The organism is Neolewinella sp. (assembly GCF_965214665.1).
GTDB lineage: Bacteria > Bacteroidota > Bacteroidia > Chitinophagales > Saprospiraceae > Neolewinella.
This window is the reverse complement of sequence record NZ_OZ243970.1, coordinates 3,257,721-3,271,786: the sequence shown is the minus strand read 5'-3', so window position 1 is coordinate 3,271,786 and position 14,066 is coordinate 3,257,721. Positions and strand designations below refer to the sequence as shown.

At 61.6% G+C, this 14,066-nt stretch carries 14 protein-coding genes; 5 read left to right on the top strand and 9 right to left on the bottom strand.

Annotation, left to right across the window (positions count from 1 at the left end):
* Positions 1 to 16 precede the first annotated feature (16 nt).
* Positions 17 to 1,462: a D-alanyl-D-alanine carboxypeptidase/D-alanyl-D-alanine endopeptidase gene (gene dacB / locus ACOOHD_RS14095; protein ID WP_420458519.1), complete on the top strand. Its 1,446-nt coding sequence runs from the start codon at positions 17 to 19 to the stop codon at positions 1,460 to 1,462.
* A 44-nt stretch (positions 1,463 to 1,506) separates the two neighbouring features.
* Positions 1,507 to 2,157, top strand: coding sequence for a class I SAM-dependent methyltransferase (locus tag ACOOHD_RS14090; RefSeq protein ID WP_420458518.1), 651 nt, complete (start codon positions 1,507 to 1,509; stop codon positions 2,155 to 2,157).
* Between the two features lie 40 nt (positions 2,158 to 2,197).
* Here the strand turns inward: ACOOHD_RS14090 and ACOOHD_RS14085 are convergent, their stop codons facing one another.
* Both ACOOHD_RS14085 and pdxA read right to left on the bottom strand, forming a co-directional pair.
* The gene (locus ACOOHD_RS14085) at positions 2,198 to 4,435 is read right to left on the bottom strand and encodes an efflux RND transporter permease subunit (protein ID WP_420458517.1); all 2,238 of its coding nucleotides are present in this window, start codon (positions 4,433 to 4,435) and stop codon (positions 2,198 to 2,200) included.
* A 69-nt stretch (positions 4,436 to 4,504) separates the two neighbouring features.
* Positions 4,505 to 5,614: a 4-hydroxythreonine-4-phosphate dehydrogenase PdxA gene (pdxA, locus tag ACOOHD_RS14080; RefSeq protein WP_420458516.1), complete on the bottom strand. Its 1,110-nt coding sequence runs from the start codon at positions 5,612 to 5,614 to the stop codon at positions 4,505 to 4,507.
* Positions 5,615 to 5,687: 73 nt separating this feature from the next.
* Here pdxA and ACOOHD_RS14075 point away from each other — a divergent pair, with 73 nt between their 5' ends.
* Complete coding sequence (locus ACOOHD_RS14075) at positions 5,688 to 5,960, top strand: hypothetical protein (RefSeq protein ID WP_420458515.1); 273 nt, start codon at positions 5,688 to 5,690, stop codon at positions 5,958 to 5,960.
* Positions 5,957 to 6,370, top strand: coding sequence for a hypothetical protein (locus tag ACOOHD_RS14070; RefSeq protein WP_420458514.1), 414 nt, complete (start codon positions 5,957 to 5,959; stop codon positions 6,368 to 6,370). The genes ACOOHD_RS14075 and ACOOHD_RS14070 overlap by 4 nt, the downstream gene beginning before the upstream one ends.
* Before the next feature lie 2 nt (positions 6,371 to 6,372).
* Here ACOOHD_RS14070 and ACOOHD_RS14065 read toward each other — a convergent pair whose 3' ends face one another.
* Entirely contained in the window at positions 6,373 to 7,908 is a 1,536-nt protein-coding gene (locus tag ACOOHD_RS14065) for a hydroxymethylglutaryl-CoA synthase family protein (RefSeq protein WP_420458513.1), read from the bottom strand.
* Between the two features lie 51 nt (positions 7,909 to 7,959).
* Positions 7,960 to 8,835 carry an alpha/beta fold hydrolase gene (locus tag ACOOHD_RS14060; RefSeq protein ID WP_420458512.1) on the bottom strand — a complete coding sequence of 292 codons (876 nt, stop codon included), beginning with the start codon at positions 8,833 to 8,835 and terminating at the stop codon, positions 7,960 to 7,962.
* A gap of 94 nt (positions 8,836 to 8,929) precedes the next feature.
* Between ACOOHD_RS14060 and ACOOHD_RS14055 the strand changes: the two genes are divergently transcribed.
* Positions 8,930 to 10,225 carry an MFS transporter gene (locus ACOOHD_RS14055; protein WP_420458511.1) on the top strand — a complete coding sequence of 432 codons (1,296 nt, stop codon included), beginning with the start codon at positions 8,930 to 8,932 and terminating at the stop codon, positions 10,223 to 10,225.
* On the opposite strand, the gene ACOOHD_RS14050 is transcribed toward ACOOHD_RS14055, so the two are convergent.
* The 5 genes from ACOOHD_RS14050 to ACOOHD_RS14030 all read right to left on the bottom strand — a co-directional run bounded on the left by ACOOHD_RS14050 (position 10,222) and on the right by ACOOHD_RS14030 (position 13,992).
* Complete coding sequence (locus ACOOHD_RS14050) at positions 10,222 to 10,680, bottom strand: hypothetical protein (protein ID WP_420458510.1); 459 nt, start codon at positions 10,678 to 10,680, stop codon at positions 10,222 to 10,224. The genes ACOOHD_RS14055 and ACOOHD_RS14050 overlap by 4 nt on opposite strands.
* A 40-nt stretch (positions 10,681 to 10,720) precedes the next feature.
* Positions 10,721 to 11,074, bottom strand: coding sequence for a hypothetical protein (locus ACOOHD_RS14045; protein WP_420458509.1), 354 nt, complete (start codon positions 11,072 to 11,074; stop codon positions 10,721 to 10,723).
* A gap of 72 nt (positions 11,075 to 11,146) precedes the next feature.
* On the bottom strand, positions 11,147 to 11,800 hold the full coding sequence (pdxH, locus tag ACOOHD_RS14040) for a pyridoxamine 5'-phosphate oxidase (RefSeq protein ID WP_420458508.1): 654 nt from the start codon (positions 11,798 to 11,800) through the stop codon (positions 11,147 to 11,149).
* Between the two features lie 72 nt (positions 11,801 to 11,872).
* Positions 11,873 to 13,162 (bottom strand): ATP-dependent Clp protease ATP-binding subunit ClpX, encoded by a 1,290-nt coding sequence (gene clpX, locus ACOOHD_RS14035; RefSeq protein ID WP_420461434.1) that lies wholly within the window; start codon positions 13,160 to 13,162, stop codon positions 11,873 to 11,875.
* Positions 13,163 to 13,275: 113 nt separating this feature from the next.
* On the bottom strand, positions 13,276 to 13,992 hold the full coding sequence (locus ACOOHD_RS14030) for a ClpP family protease (protein WP_420458507.1): 717 nt from the start codon (positions 13,990 to 13,992) through the stop codon (positions 13,276 to 13,278).
* Positions 13,993 to 14,066: the final 74 nt, after the last annotated feature.

Genomic DNA, 14,066 nt, shown 5'->3' with positions numbered 1-14,066 from the left:
ACCCGCCCCATTGGTTATGTACTTACGTCTCTTACTGCCGCTACTACTACTGCTCTGGACTTACTCGATTACGGGGCAGACGGGCCTACAGGACGTGGTCGATAAGTTTGCGGGGACGCAGGTGCTAGCCAGTGCGTGGCGGGCCGTCGACGTACGCGACGCGATCACGGGGGAGCGGGTGGCCAGCTATCAGCCCGAGCTCGCCTGTATCCCGGCCTCCACTCAGAAGCTCCTCACCACGGCGGTGGCCATGGACGTACTCGGCCCCGATCACCGCTTCGAAACTAAACTGGTGGCCAGTGGGACAGTAGAAAAGGGGGTGTTACGCGGCAACCTTTACGTGGTGGGCGGGGGAGATCCCAGCCTGGGCAGTGACCGGATGGACGGCGTGCCGGGCGTGGAGGCCGTACTGGACCGGTGGGTTGCCGCGGTACGGCAGCGGGGCATCACACGCATCACCGGGGCGGTGGTCGGCGATGGGAGCTACCTCGGGACTGACGGAGCGGGGCGGGGCTGGCCCTGGGCGGACCTGGGCAACTACTACGGGGCCGGAGCCTATGGACTGAACTTCAACGAGAATAGCTATACACTGTCCTTCGCGCAGCGGCCCCAGGAGGGAAGTACGCCGCCCGTGCTGGGTACCGATCCCGTGGTGCCGGGGCTGACCTTTACCAATGAACTGCGGAGTGGACCCCGCGGTAGTGGGGATCAGGCTTACATTTTCGGTTCACCCTTTACCTATGACTACTTCATTCGGGGGAGTATACCGGTGGGGACGGGCCGCTTTCGGATACGGGGCAGCGTGCCCGATCCGCCGCTATGGGTAGCCCAGCTACTGACCACGGCGCTGCGGGCGGCGGGCATCGAGGTGGTACAGCCACCGGCCACGCACCTGGTGGTAGGCCCCCTGGTGGCGGATACCGGAGAGCTGCTCATGACTCACCAATCGCCCCCCCTGGCCGAGCTCGTAGACCGGACCAACCTGACGAGCAACAACCTCTTTGCCGAGGCGCTGCTGCGCGAGGTGTACCGGGGACGGGGGGACAGGGAGCAGGAGCTGACGGAGGTGATTGTAGACTGGCTGGAGGCGAAAGGCATCGCTACCGACGGACTGCAACTACAGGACGGTAGTGGCCTCTCCCCCCGTAACTATTTCCCCGCCTCACTGATGACGGCCCTGCTCGTGAACCGGGCGGGGGAGGCCCGCTGGCGCCGGAGCATCCCACTGGCCGGCCGCACGGGCAGTATGCAAAACGTGCTGAAGGGTACGGTAGCCGAGGGCCGGGTGTGGGGTAAGAGCGGTACGGTAGATGGGGTGCGGGCTTATGCGGGCTACGTCGAGCGGCCGGACGGGCGGCGGCTGGTGTACCACATCGCGGTCAATAACCACACGCTGCGGGGGGCGGAGTTGAACCCCCTGATCTACGGCCTGATGCGCGACCTGTGCACGGCGGGGCTGTAGGAGGCCGGCCGGGGCTTATCTTACCGCGCCCTAGCCCTCCTAGTATGCGCCTACTTTCTCTGTTGCTCCTGCTCTGGCTCGGCTGTCGGGATACGGATGGCCCTACGCCACCCCCCGAGGACGTGTACGCCCCGGAATACCAGCAGGACGATACCCGCGAGCGCCACGTATGGCAGAAGCCGGGTACCGTGATCGACGCCCTGGGTGATATCGAGGAGAAGGTCATCGCCGACATCGGGGCCGGGGAGGGCTTCTTCGCCCGCCGGCTGGCCCCCCTGGCTGACCGCGTCATCGCCATCGAGATCGACCAGCGCTGGATCGACTACCTGGATACCCTACGGGTGACGGAGTTTCCTAAAAATATGCAGTCCCGCCTGGAGCCCCGCCTGGCCCTACCCGACGACCCCATGCTGGAGGACGATGAGGTCGACATCGTACTCTTCGTCAACACCCTTTACCTCATCAGCAACCAGGAGCAGTATTTGCACCGCCTACTACCGGCCATCCGCCCCGGCGGCCGCGTCGTGATTGTAGACTGGAAAAAAGAGGAAACTCCCCTGGGCCCCGATGTGGCCGACCGCATTGGGCTCGCCGATCTGGGCCGCATGCTGGAGCGGGCCGGCTTCGCGGTGGTGAGTACGGATAACACGGCGCTGGACTACCAGTACATTATGGTGGCGGAGAAGAAGGGGTGAGAGGATTAGGGGACGAGGGATGTCCCTCCGTCCCTCTATCCTACCGATCCAACCACCGGAGCAGCAACGGAATCAACAACAAATCACTCACCAGGGCACTCGCCAGCGTCAGGCTGATCAGTAGCCCAATGGTGACACTCGGCGGACTGATGCTAAAGAGCATGACCAGAAAGCCGAAGAAGAGTACCACGGAGGTGAGTACGATGGCCTTCCCCGTCTCCCGGAAAGTGAGGTGGATAGCCTCCGTAACATCGAGGCCCCGGCGGCGGGCCAGTTTGTATTTCGATAGGAAGTGGATGGTATCGTCGACCGCGATGCCGAAGATGACGGCGAAAACGATGCTTACACCGGCCTCGAGCTCGATGCCGAGGTAGCCCAGCATGGCCCCTGCGATAAGTAGCGGCAGCAGGTTCGGGATGAGGCTCACGACCAGCATGCGCCAGTTGCGGAACAGCAGCGCCATAAGACCGCAGACGATGACGATGGCGATGCCGAGGCCCTGGAGCAGGTTACGGCGGATGTACTCGGCGTTCTTGTCGATGATGAGACCGGTACCGGTGGAGCGGATGTCGACCAGGCCGGTGTCGACGTGGGTGTTGATCCAGGCGGTGGTGTTGTCGAGGAAGACCTTGATGCTGTCGGCGCCAATATCGTCCATGCGGCTGGTGATGCGGGCCTTGCGGCGGTCCTTACTGACGAGCAGGTTGAGATTTACGTCGGGGACCCGGTCGGCCAGGGTACGGTACTGGCGGTAGCGACCCGCATCGGCCGGCAGGGTGTAGGCGTCCGGGCGGTTGTTGTTGAAGGCCTGGTTGATGCTGCGGTAGACGGCCGTGATACTGGCCGTACTCTGGACGAAGGGGAAGACCTTGACGTAGTCCTCGATCTTACCGATCTCCTGAAGTACGTCGTAGTCCGTGACTTGGTCGGTGCTATCCTTGGTCGTGATGGCTAGCTCAAAGGGACGAAAGCCGGCCAGCTCACGCTCGAAGAAGAGGAAGTCTTCGGTCACCTTGCGGTTCTTCGGCAGCGTAGACTCGATGCGGTAGTTGGTAGTAATCATGGAGATCCCGATCACGCAGAGCAGCACGGTGGCTACAGCCCCTGACTTGATCCACCCCGGCCGCCGCTGGGTAAATTGGTAGGTGCCCTCCAGCAGTCGGTCCCAGAAGGCCTGCTGGCGGCCGATCTTCACGATCTGATCCACACTCAGGTAGCTCAGTAGCGCGGTGGTAAAGAGAATGACCGTCGCGTAGGCGATCATCACCCCCAGGGCAGCATTGATACCGAAGTCGCGGATGGGATTGATGCGGCTGGTGAGCAGGCTCGCAAAGCCCACCGCCGTAGTCAGCGAGGTAAGTAGGGTAGCCAGGCCGATCTCCTTCATCGACACCCGAATGGCCGCCTCCTTACTCAGCCCCTTACGTAGCTCATCGATGTACTTCGACATGATGTGGATCACGTCGGAGGTACCTACGATGATCATTAGCACGGGATAGAGGGCGGCAATAGCATTGAGCTCCCGACCGAGTAGGCCCAGCGTACCCATAAAGAGGAGTAGGCCCAGCGCGATACTCACCAGGGCCACCGCAATACCCAGCGGCCGGCGGAAAAGGAAGAACATCACCAGCGTGACGAGCAAACCCGACACCACCGCCGAAACTACCACCTCACGAATCTGTAGATCCACCAGCTCGGTCTGAAAGTAGGCCGGGCCCAAGTAGTGGTAGGCCGGAAAGTCGTAGGTCGCCACCAGACTATCCAGACCCTGGATGAGTGCCCTGCTTTGATCAAGACCGATCAAACTGGGGGTCTTCAGCACCGTGACCAGGGCCGTACCCCGCTTGTTGATCAGGTTGCCCACGAAGCGCTCGTCGGCCATGATGCGAGCACTATCGGCGGGGTAGCGACTGGGATCGTCCAGGTGAATGGCCGGGATCGTCGTGATCGCAAAGGGCGTCTTGATGGGATAGCCGAAGGAGGTCAGCGACTGCGCCCCCTCCACCCCCGGCACGTCGCGCACCCTGATGGCAAAGTCATTGGCCTGGGCCAGGAAGCTGCTGTCGAAAACCGAGGGCTCCCGCTCCAGGGCCACGAGCAGGAAGTTGTCATCGCCCTCGAACTCCTCAATGAACTCGACGAAGAAGTCTAGGTCCTCATCGCCCCGCGGAAAGAACTGCTGAAAGTCGAAGCTAAAGGTGAGCCGGAAGCAACCGTAGATGGCCAGGGCGGCGTAAAGACCAAAACCAATGAGGACCGGAAGGCGGTAACGACGCATGGAGGCAGCGGGACTATTCTGGGATGAAAGCCCGGCGGAAGGGGATTGTTGGACAGGCCGGTGTAATCTTTAGCGCTTCGGCCGCCCGCCGCCCTTCCGGGACTTTCCCCTGCGGTCGCCGTCGCTGTCGGAGCGGCGCTTGTAGACGAGGTGCATACGGCTCTCCAGCGGGTTAGCGGTATCTTCCTGGTGCTGGTGGCGATTGCGGTAGGTGTCGCGGGCAACAAAAAGGGCGGCTAAAAAGGAGTCGGGGCTAGCCTCGTCCTGACCCACTAGATCATAGGCCGTACCGTGGTCGGGCGAAGTACGGATGGCCGGTAGCCCCGCCGTAAAATTGACCCCCTTACCGAAGCTCAGTGCCTTGAAGGGGATGAGCCCTTGGTCGTGGTACATGGCTAGTATCGCATCGAACTTTTGAAAATTGCCGCTACCGAAGAAGCCATCGGCGGGGTAGGGACCCATGGCCAAAATACCTTCCTTTTTGGCCTGCTCGATGGCGGGTCGTACCACAGTGGCGTCTTCGTTACCGATGCGCCCCTCGTCGCCGGCGTGGGGATTGAGGGCCAGTACGCCGATGAGGGGTTTTACGATGCCAAAGTCGGAGCGTAGACTCCGGTCCATAATCTTGAGCTTGGCGACGATCTTCTCCTGAGTGACGGCGGCGGCCACCTCGGAAACGGGGATATGGTTGGTAACCACGCCCACGCGTAGCTCATCCGTGACCAGGAACATGAGGCTTTCCTCGGCCTCCAGGCGAGTGGTAAGCATCTCGGTGTGGCCAGGAAAGGGGAAGGCATCGGTGGGCATCACCGATTTGTTGATGGGGGCGGTGACCAGGGCCTGGATGCTGCCCGCCTTTAGATCGGCTACGGCACGCTCAAGTGACTGGGCGGCGGCACGGCCTCCCGCGGCGGTGGCCTGACCGGGCGTATACTCCACGGGTTCGTCCCAGGGAGCCACAAGGTTGATCTGGCCCGCACGAGCCTCCGTTGCACCTGCGACCGCGGCAAATTCGAAGGCGTCATCTCCTGTGGTGAAGGCGGAAAAGGCCTCGGGGGTGGCGTAAATGATGGGGGTGAAGAAGTCCAGCATAGCGTCGTTAGCGAGGGCTTTTACGATCACCTCCGGGCCGATGCCGTTGACGTCTCCGATCGAAATACCTAGGCGTAGGGGGTCCATGGGGGCTTGCTTGGGGACTGCGAAGGTAGCGAGCCGGCGGGCGGGAACGGTAAGGGGGCCGTAAGTTTGTGGCGTGAAGCGCTCGGTAGCCTTGCTCCTACTGGTATTTCTCGGTCTGGCCTGTGGGCCGGAAGAAGAGGTGCGTATCCAACTCACTCCGGCGCAGCGTGATGCTTACCAGGCCATTGCCGGAGCGGAGATCGACTCGATACGACCACTACTAGATAGTATCTGCACGGCTACCTTCGAGGAGCGGGTAGCGGTGGCTACGGACAGTATCGTGCAGGAGCGACTGGAAGAGGAACTGCGGCTGCGGGCGCGGCTGGGACAAAGCGTACCGCAGTGAGAACCCTCTGCATAGTAATCTGCTTACTCTGTCTGGCCTGCGGACGTAAAGAGGTCGACCCCCAGGTGCTGATCCAGGAACACGCCGTGGCGCAAGTAGCGGCGATCCGAGCCAATATCCTACGCAACTGCGAGTCCGATGTACAGGAGGCTGCCGTAGCCCGAGCAGATTCTCTGCTGCTCGACCGGGCGCGCCGCATGCGCCGTATCGCCGGCCGGCCCCCGAAGCCCGGCCGCCCCGGGGCACCGCCCGTGATGGAGCTTTCGGAGCCCCTGCCGCTGCGGCCGCTGTTCCCCTTTGAGATCCGCTTCGATACGCTGCTGCGCGATAGCCTGCTACAGGATAGTCTGCGGCTGGATAGTATTTATCAGGATAGTTTGCTACAAGACAGCCTACTGCGATTGGAATAGCCCTACGCCATGGCGGCGGTGGCGGCATAGCCATAGTGGCGTACACCCTCGGACTCATCGGCCCGCTCGTGCACGTCGGCCAGGAAAAAGCCGCCCTCGCTCTGGGTGGCAACGTTCTTATTTAGGCCACAGCGGTGGAGCTTTTCGTAGGTCGCGTAGTCGAGCTCCTGCCGGTTGTCAAGGCGCATACGCAGGTCGAACTGCCGGGCTACGTCCTGCCAGCCCTCCTGCACGGTAGCAGCGAAAACCTTGGATTTGGAGCCGCTGCCGTAGGCGAAGGTGAGTACCTCCTTGCCGGCTAGCTCCCGGTTCCGGTCAAGGGCATCCTCTAAAATGGCCATGAGGCAAAGAAAAACGCTACCGGAGTAAAGGTTACCCACCCGGGCGCTGGCCCATTCGCCGGGGGCGATGTACTGCTGCACGAACTGCTGGTAGTCTTCGGTTTTCGTGACCGCCCGCAGGAACTCACTGCACTTGGTGATGTACTGCTCGCGGTTTTCGTAGTCATCGGCGCAGGGTACATCGAGGTCGTTGCGCTCGATGAAGTCCATCCACTCGTGACGCACCTTCAGCTCCTCCATGTAGAGCTCGGAGAACATGCGGCGGGCCTGGTAGGCGTACGGCAGGTGGAAGGCCAGGGCAGCGTACTGATCCAGGGTGCCGGCCTGGGTACCCGTACGGTTACGGAAGTCCATCAGGGCTTCGCGGATACGGGCCTGGTAGGCCTCGGTGGTGTAGGGGCCGTCGAAGATGGGGGTATCCTTGTGTAGGGTGAGATAGCTCTCGTTGCAGTCGAGCACGCCCTTGACGGCGAGGCCGGAGGATAGCCGCTGCTCCAGCTCATCGAGTTGGTAGTCTTCGGCCGAAAGATCGGGTAGCAGCTGAATCACCTCCCGGATCAGGTCCTGTTTCCGCACCTTGCGGCGGGGCTTGAAGAAGTCGTAGGCCGGCCGGGTGGCTACGCCGAAGTCGGGGTCGATAGCGAGCAGGCGGGGGGACTGCTTCACGAGCATGGCCACGGCGCCCGCGCCCTGGGTGTACTCCCCGCTACTACCGAGCTCGTACTTGGCGCTGTCGCTGGCCACCACGATACCGATGCGATCCTGCTTTGCCGCGGCCCACTCTAGCGAATTATGGAGGGCGTCGACGCCACCAATGCAGGCAAAGGTGAGATCTACGACATCACAGTGCAGGAAGCAGTTCGGTCCGTAGGCATCGGCGAAGTGGTCCTGGAGCATATCCAGGATGTAGGTCGCGGTAGGCTTGGCGCCATCGAGGGCGCTCTCGGTACCGAGGTAGAGCCGGCCGATGGTGCAGGGGTCGAGGTCGTTTTTGTGCATCAGGTCCAGCACGGCGTTGGCGGCCATGGTGGCGGCGTCCTCGCGGGCATCGGCGACGGCCATCTGCTGGAGGCCCAGCCCCTGGTGGAGCTTCGCGTAGGGGATGGACCGCTTCTCGGCGAGCACGTCAATCGGCAGATACAGGGGGGGCACATAGACGGAAAAATCATCGATACCTACGACGGAAGCAGCAGCCATGGGGGAAATTGGTTTGGGACTGCCAGGTCAACACGGCACCCCGGCCATGGTTTAGCCCACCCGCCGCCGGGCCACGCGGCAGTGCCGCAGGTACTCCAGTACCATAGCGGGGACGAGCTCCCCGGAGAGGCTGTGGCCGCAGTCGCGGGTGGTGATCAGGCTGGAGCCGGCCCAGTTGGCGTGCATCCGGTAGGCGCCGTCGATGGGGGCCAGGTCGTCGCACTCGTCGTGCACGATGAGGCCCGGCACCCGCAACTTCTTGACGTAGTTGATGAAGGAGATGTCGGAATAGCTCAGGTCCAGCTTGCGGCGAAACTGATCGTCGATGCCCCGCTTCACCCGGTCGTGCACCCCGATCACGTCGCAAAACTTGTCAATGAAATTCTCCAGTTCTCCCGGTACGGCCAGGCTGACGAGCTGATCGGGCTCGTACTGCGGCTGCATCTCCGTTAGGTAGAGAATGGCCGCCATGCCGCCGGCGGAGTGGCCGATCCAGTAGTCCGGTGCAAACCCCAGGTGGTCCAGGTAAGCCTCCAGCGCCTCGGCGTACATCAGCGCCGTAAAGCGACTGCCCCCGCTGCGACCGTGGGCCGGCGCGTCGAAGGCATAGATCGAATAGCCCGCCTGCCGCAGCGGCTCGAAAAAGGCGAACCAGCGCCCGCTATTACTTTCCCAGCCATGGAGCAGGAGCACACTGGGCCCCCGACCCGGCCAGTGAAAGCACTGCAGCTTAGTGCCGTCCATGTCTACGCCGTAGTGCTCGGCGGTTTGCATGAAGGCGTCGCTCAGCGGCTCATTGGCCGCCCGCCGCGGCTTGCTCAGTAGGTAGTAGCCCAGGGCGCCAGCCTGCCGCTTCGACATCCGGGCCGTACCGTTCAGCAGGCGGCGGATGCCACCCAGTAACCATTTTTCCTTTCTTCCTGCCATCCGGCTCACTACGCGTTGGTCCGGCAAACTTAAGTCCGGGGCCCGGAACTTCCCGTTCAATCCGCCCGTTATCTCCACTCGCAGACCCCGCCCCATGGCCGCCTTCCTTCCCCGCCTGACCCAGCTCTACGCGCGGGCCTTCGCCGGCCTGCCCCGTAAGGTGTGGCTGCTCAGCCTGGTCATGGTCGTCAACCGCAGCGGGGCCATGGTAGTGGCCTTTCTTTCGGTCTACCTCGTCAACTCCATGGGCTACTCAGCCACCGACGCCGGCTGGGTCATGGGAGCCTTCGGGGCCGGCGGCATCGTGGGCAACTACGTCGGCGGACTCCTCAACGACCGCTACGGCTCCTGGCACATCATGGTCTTTAGTCTGATCACGGCGGGCATCCTGCACATCCTCATCGGACAGGTCACCGCCTTCTGGCCCCTCTGCATCCTGGTCTTCTTCACCTCGGTCACCGCCGATGCCTTTCGCCCCGCCAACCGCGCAGCTATCGCCATCTACGCCGACCCCGAGCACCTAACCCAGGCCTACGGACTCCAGCGCCTGGCCGCCAACCTGGGCTTCTCCATCGGCCCGGCCCTGGGCGGACTGCTCATCGGACTGTACGGCTACGAGAGCCTCTTCTGGGCCGACGGACTCACCTTCCTCCTGGCCGCCGCGCTCTTCCTGGTCACCCTACCCGCCGATGAGACTGCTCGCCCGTTGGTAGAGGACCCCGTACCCCCCCCGATTGCTATCGGGGCTATCGGGGCCCCCGCCCAAAACCAACCCCTACGTGAGACCCGCCCCGCCCTGCGCCAACCCTGGCTGGTCTACCTCATCCTGGCCAATACCTGCGTAATCACCTGCTTTTTTCAGTTCTTCAGCACCATCCCGGTCTACCTGACCGATAATGGCTACACGGAAGGTGAATTTGGCCTATTGCTAACCATCAGCGGCGTGCTCATCGTGGCCGTGGAGATGCCGCTGGTGTACCTGGCCGACCGCCGCTACCGCCCGCTCTACGTGATGCTGGGGGGTACTACGCTGATCCTGGCCGGCTACCTCCTGCTTCCCTTCGCCGTGCCGATTGGCTACGTGCTGGTAATTCTCTGGATCGTACTCATCACGCTCGGCGAGATCCTCTTCATGCCCTTCACCAGCACCTACGTAGCCAAACACGCGCCACCGGTACGGCGCGGCGAGTACCTAGGCGCACTTTCGGCGAGCTACTCCCTGGCCTTCATCCTGAGTCCCGTGCTGGGTTTCCAGTTGGCGGAGCACTTCGGCTACGTCGTCTCGATTTTTACGGTGAGCAGTTTCGGTATTCTGGGGATACTACTGCTATTCGGCGTGGACAAGGCACGGGAAGCGCGCACACGTATGCTCCACGGCGATCTTGTCTAGGTCAGCACGTCGATCACCGTTTTCAGGGTCACGAAGAAGGGCTCACGGGCCTCGGTACTTATCTCCTCTTCTCCCTCGGCCAGCGTCAGATCCTCCACGAAGGCCAGTAGATCTTCCTGCTCGGTCTGCTCGAAGAGGGGCGTCAGGCGGTCGCGGAAGGTGGGCGCTTTCACCTGGCTCAGTTCTTGATAGTTGCGTTCCTCGGCCGCGGCGATGGCATCTCCCTCCACTTCCTCCAGCTCAGGTCGCTCGCTTGCTACGGCCTGCCAGATCACCAGGGCAGCAAACAGCAGCAGGTCGCGCTCCAGTTCCGTGAAGGCCTCTACGTCCTCGTTAGTTAGGTAGTCGATCAGCTCCGGTTGCCGGTCGGCGAAGTCGTTCACTTCCTGTTCGTAGGCGTCCGGACTGGCTTCCAGGCGTTCCAGTATGCGGTCGATGGTGGCTTCTGTAATCATAGGGGCGGGGCCGCAGGTGCAGCGTAAGTCGTGTGTACCCTCAACGCTTGACGAAGGCAAAGCGTCCGCCCGCCTCATCAAAGATCAGGAAGCAAAAGCTATCGTCATTGCCCTTATACAGCTTACGGAAGGGGTCGATTTTCTCCTGGGTCACCACCTGCTTGGCCACGAGCTCCTCCAGGGTAGTGATGTTGATCGTCCACACCAGCTCCCGCGGTGTCGGAATCTCTAGCACGAAGATGCCCGGAATACTATCGGTATCCTCCCCGGCGTAGGCGACCAGGATGGGGTAGTTGCTGACCTTTTCGTCCACCACGGTCTCGGCCGCCTGCCGCAGAGGCTGGTGGTAGGCTTTGATGTCGGTCTGGAGCTGAAGAAAATTAGCGGGTTGCAAGGGGTAGGTACTAAAGGGGTTAAGGTGCAAGGGGCAAGGACCTCGAAGCGTCCGGTCGAGTCGCAAGCGTCCCTAAGGAGCCAGCCGCTCCCGCCCCCACTCCCCGCTTCCCTCCTCCCGGCGATATGCCAGCCGATCATGCAGCCGACTACTCCTCCCCTGCCAAAACTCGATCAAGGTAGGAATAACGACAAAGCCACCCCAGTGCTCGGGCTTTGGTAGCTTCTCCTCATCCGCAAAGCGGGCCTCCATCTCCTCCTTCTTCCGGTCCAGAAACTCCCGATTTGGGATGACGTCGCTCTGGGGGCTAGTCCAGGCACCGATCTGACTCTTCTTGGGCCGGCTCTGAAAGTACTCCGTAGAGACCTCGGCGCTGATCTTCTCCACCCGCCCCTCCACGCGCACGGAGCGCTGGAGTTGCAGCCAGTTGAAGACCGTAGCTACGTGGGGGTGGGCGGCAATTTCATGGCCCTTACGGCTGTCGTAGTTGGTATAGAATACGAAGCCTTGGTCGGTGACCTCCTTCAGCAGCACGGTACGGGCCGCGGGGTGCCCCTGGGCGTTGACGGTAGCTACGACCATGGCGTTGGGCTCGGGGTCGTCGCTCTCCTTCGCCTCCTTAAACCAGCGGTCGAAGAGGACGAAGGGGTCGGTGGCCGGCGCGTCTTCTTCGAGGAGGACGTCGGCCTGGTAGTCTACGCGTAGGTCCTGGGCGTTGATGGGCATGGTGATCTGAGTTGGGTAACCGTTGGACGCTTTAAAGCGCTAACCGTTGGACGCTTTAAAGCGTCCAACGGTTTAAGCCGCAGCCCGTAGCACCTCCAGCATCCCCCCCTCTAGCTTCGACTTGCAGTACAGGGCGTCGATAGTATAGTGTTTCACCTCCTTCCGGCCCGGTAGGTCAAACATAGCGTCCGTCATGACCGCCTCGCAGATGGAGCGCAGGCCACGGGCCCCAAGCTCGTACTCCAGGGCGGTCTCGGCGATGTACTGGATGGCGTCGTCCGTGAAGGTCAGGTTGATGCCCTCCAGGCGGAACAGGTGCTGGTACTGCCGCAGCAGGCTGTTGCGGGGCTCGACCAGGATACGCTTCATGGCGTCCAGATCGAGGGGGCGCAGGTAGGTCACGATGGGCAGGCGGCCGATGAGCTCGGGGATCATGCCGAAGCGCTTGACATCGCGGTGAGTGACGTACTGTAGCATGTCCTCTTCCTTGATTTGTGCCTTGTTGGCGTTGCCGTAGCCGATGACCTTGGTATTAGTACGGCGGGCGATGATCTTTTCGATGCCATCGAAGGCACCGCCACAGATGAACAGGATATTCTGCGTATTCACCTTCACCAGCTTCTGCTCGGGGTGCTTACGGCCACCCTGGGGGGGCACGTTCACGTCGGTACCCTCAAGCATTTTCAGCATGGCCTGCTGTACGCCCTCGCCGCTGACGTCGCGGGTGATGCTGGGGTTGTCGCTCTTGCGGGCCACCTTGTCCATCTCGTCAATGTACACGATGCCGTGCTCGGCGGCGGCTACGTTGTAGTCACACACCTGGAGTAGGCGGCTCAGAATGCTTTCCACGTCCTCTCCGACGTAGCCGGCCTCGGTAAAGACCGTAGCGTCAACGATAGCGAAGGGCACCTGGAGAAACTTGGCGATGGTTTTGGCTAGTAGGGTCTTACCGGTACCGGTGCGGCCGACCAGTAAAATATTGCTTTTCTCAATCTGGACCTCATCGTCTTCGCAGGCGGGGTGGGCCAGGCGCTTGTAATGGTTATAGACGGCTACGGAGAGGATCTTCTTGGCCGCATCCTGTCCGATCACGTACTTATCGAGGTGCTCCTTGATTTGTCCGGGTATGATATTCTTAGGCAGCTTAAATTCAAAGGCGGGGGCCGATAGCTCGGGCGCGGGCTGGTCACCGCCGTCGCCCTCGGGGGCCAGGCCGCCGTAGAGCTCCTCGGCTACGATCTCCTGGGCCTGTTCTACGCAGACCTCACAGATGTGGGCGTCGAGGCCGGCCACGAGCACTAGGGCATCGCTCTTATCACGGCCGCAGAAAGAACAGCGAAAATCTTGTCGTTTACCTCTCATCATGGGTGGGGGGGCTAAAGCTTAGGGTGCGCAAGGTATTACCTAAGGTAACGAATAAAAAACGGCGGACCGGTGGCGGTCCGCCGTTAGACGCAAAATCTTACGCGCTTGTATTAGTTGGCAGTGACCTTTTCGCGGTTGAGTACCTCGTCGACCAGACCGTACTCGACGGCTTCGGTGGCCGTCATCCAGTTATCGCGGTCGCTGTCCTTGGCGACCTGGTCGAAGTCCTTACCGGTGTGCTTGACGTAGATGTTGTACAGCTCCTCACGCAGCTGGCTGATGAGGCGGTAGTTGATCTCCATATCGGAGAACTGACCCTGCATGCCACCACTAGGCTGGTGGATCATGACCCGGGCGTGGGGCAGGATGGAACGCTTACCCTTCTCACCGGCGGTCAGTAGCAGCGAGCCCATGGAGGCGGCCAGTCCGGTACAGATCGTGGCGACGTCGGGCGTCACGTACTGCATGGTATCGTACATGCCCATACCGGCGATGACGCTACCGCCGGGGCTGTTGATGAACAGCTGCACGTCGCGCTTCGGATCTACGGACTCGAGGAAGAGCAGCTGCGCCTGCACAACGTTGGCTACGTAATCCGTGACCTGTACGCCCATGAAGATGATGCGGTCCATCATTAGGCGGCTAAAAACATCAATGGCGGCTACGTTCATCTGCCGCTCTTCAATCACGTTGGGGGAAAAGCCCGTGACCTGGGGGGGCGTCATGCCACCGATGGTCTGGGCGTATTTTTCCAGGTGCATGGTACTCATGCCCATATGCCGGGTGGCATACTTCATGAACTCATCCTGGGGGACTTGGGGAGTCATATTCGTCTAATTTTCTGTTGATTGTCTCCCCGTAAACGTACCAGTTCCGGCAGGGTTGAAGTCCTAGTGAACCA

Excerpts from the sequence above, each read along its gene's own strand:
- dacB (WP_420458519.1), top strand. The coding sequence starts at position 17 with ATGTACTTACGTCTCTTACTGCCGCTACTACTACTGCTCTGGACTTAC.
- ACOOHD_RS14090 (WP_420458518.1), top strand. The coding sequence starts at position 1,507 with ATGCGCCTACTTTCTCTGTTGCTCCTGCTCTGGCTCGGCTGTCGGGAT.
- ACOOHD_RS14085 (WP_420458517.1), bottom strand. The coding sequence starts at position 4,435 with ATGCGTCGTTACCGCCTTCCGGTCCTCATTGGTTTTGGTCTTTACGCC.
- pdxA (WP_420458516.1), bottom strand. The coding sequence starts at position 5,614 with ATGGACCCCCTACGCCTAGGTATTTCGATCGGAGACGTCAACGGCATC.
- ACOOHD_RS14065 (WP_420458513.1), bottom strand. The coding sequence starts at position 7,908 with ATGGCTGCTGCTTCCGTCGTAGGTATCGATGATTTTTCCGTCTATGTG.
- ACOOHD_RS14060 (WP_420458512.1), bottom strand. The coding sequence starts at position 8,835 with ATGGCAGGAAGAAAGGAAAAATGGTTACTGGGTGGCATCCGCCGCCTG.
- ACOOHD_RS14055 (WP_420458511.1), top strand. The coding sequence starts at position 8,930 with ATGGCCGCCTTCCTTCCCCGCCTGACCCAGCTCTACGCGCGGGCCTTC.
- ACOOHD_RS14050 (WP_420458510.1), bottom strand. The coding sequence starts at position 10,680 with ATGATTACAGAAGCCACCATCGACCGCATACTGGAACGCCTGGAAGCC.
- pdxH (WP_420458508.1), bottom strand. The coding sequence starts at position 11,800 with ATGCCCATCAACGCCCAGGACCTACGCGTAGACTACCAGGCCGACGTC.
- clpX (WP_420461434.1), bottom strand. The coding sequence starts at position 13,162 with ATGAGAGGTAAACGACAAGATTTTCGCTGTTCTTTCTGCGGCCGTGAT.
- ACOOHD_RS14030 (WP_420458507.1), bottom strand. The coding sequence starts at position 13,992 with ATGACTCCCCAAGTCCCCCAGGATGAGTTCATGAAGTATGCCACCCGG.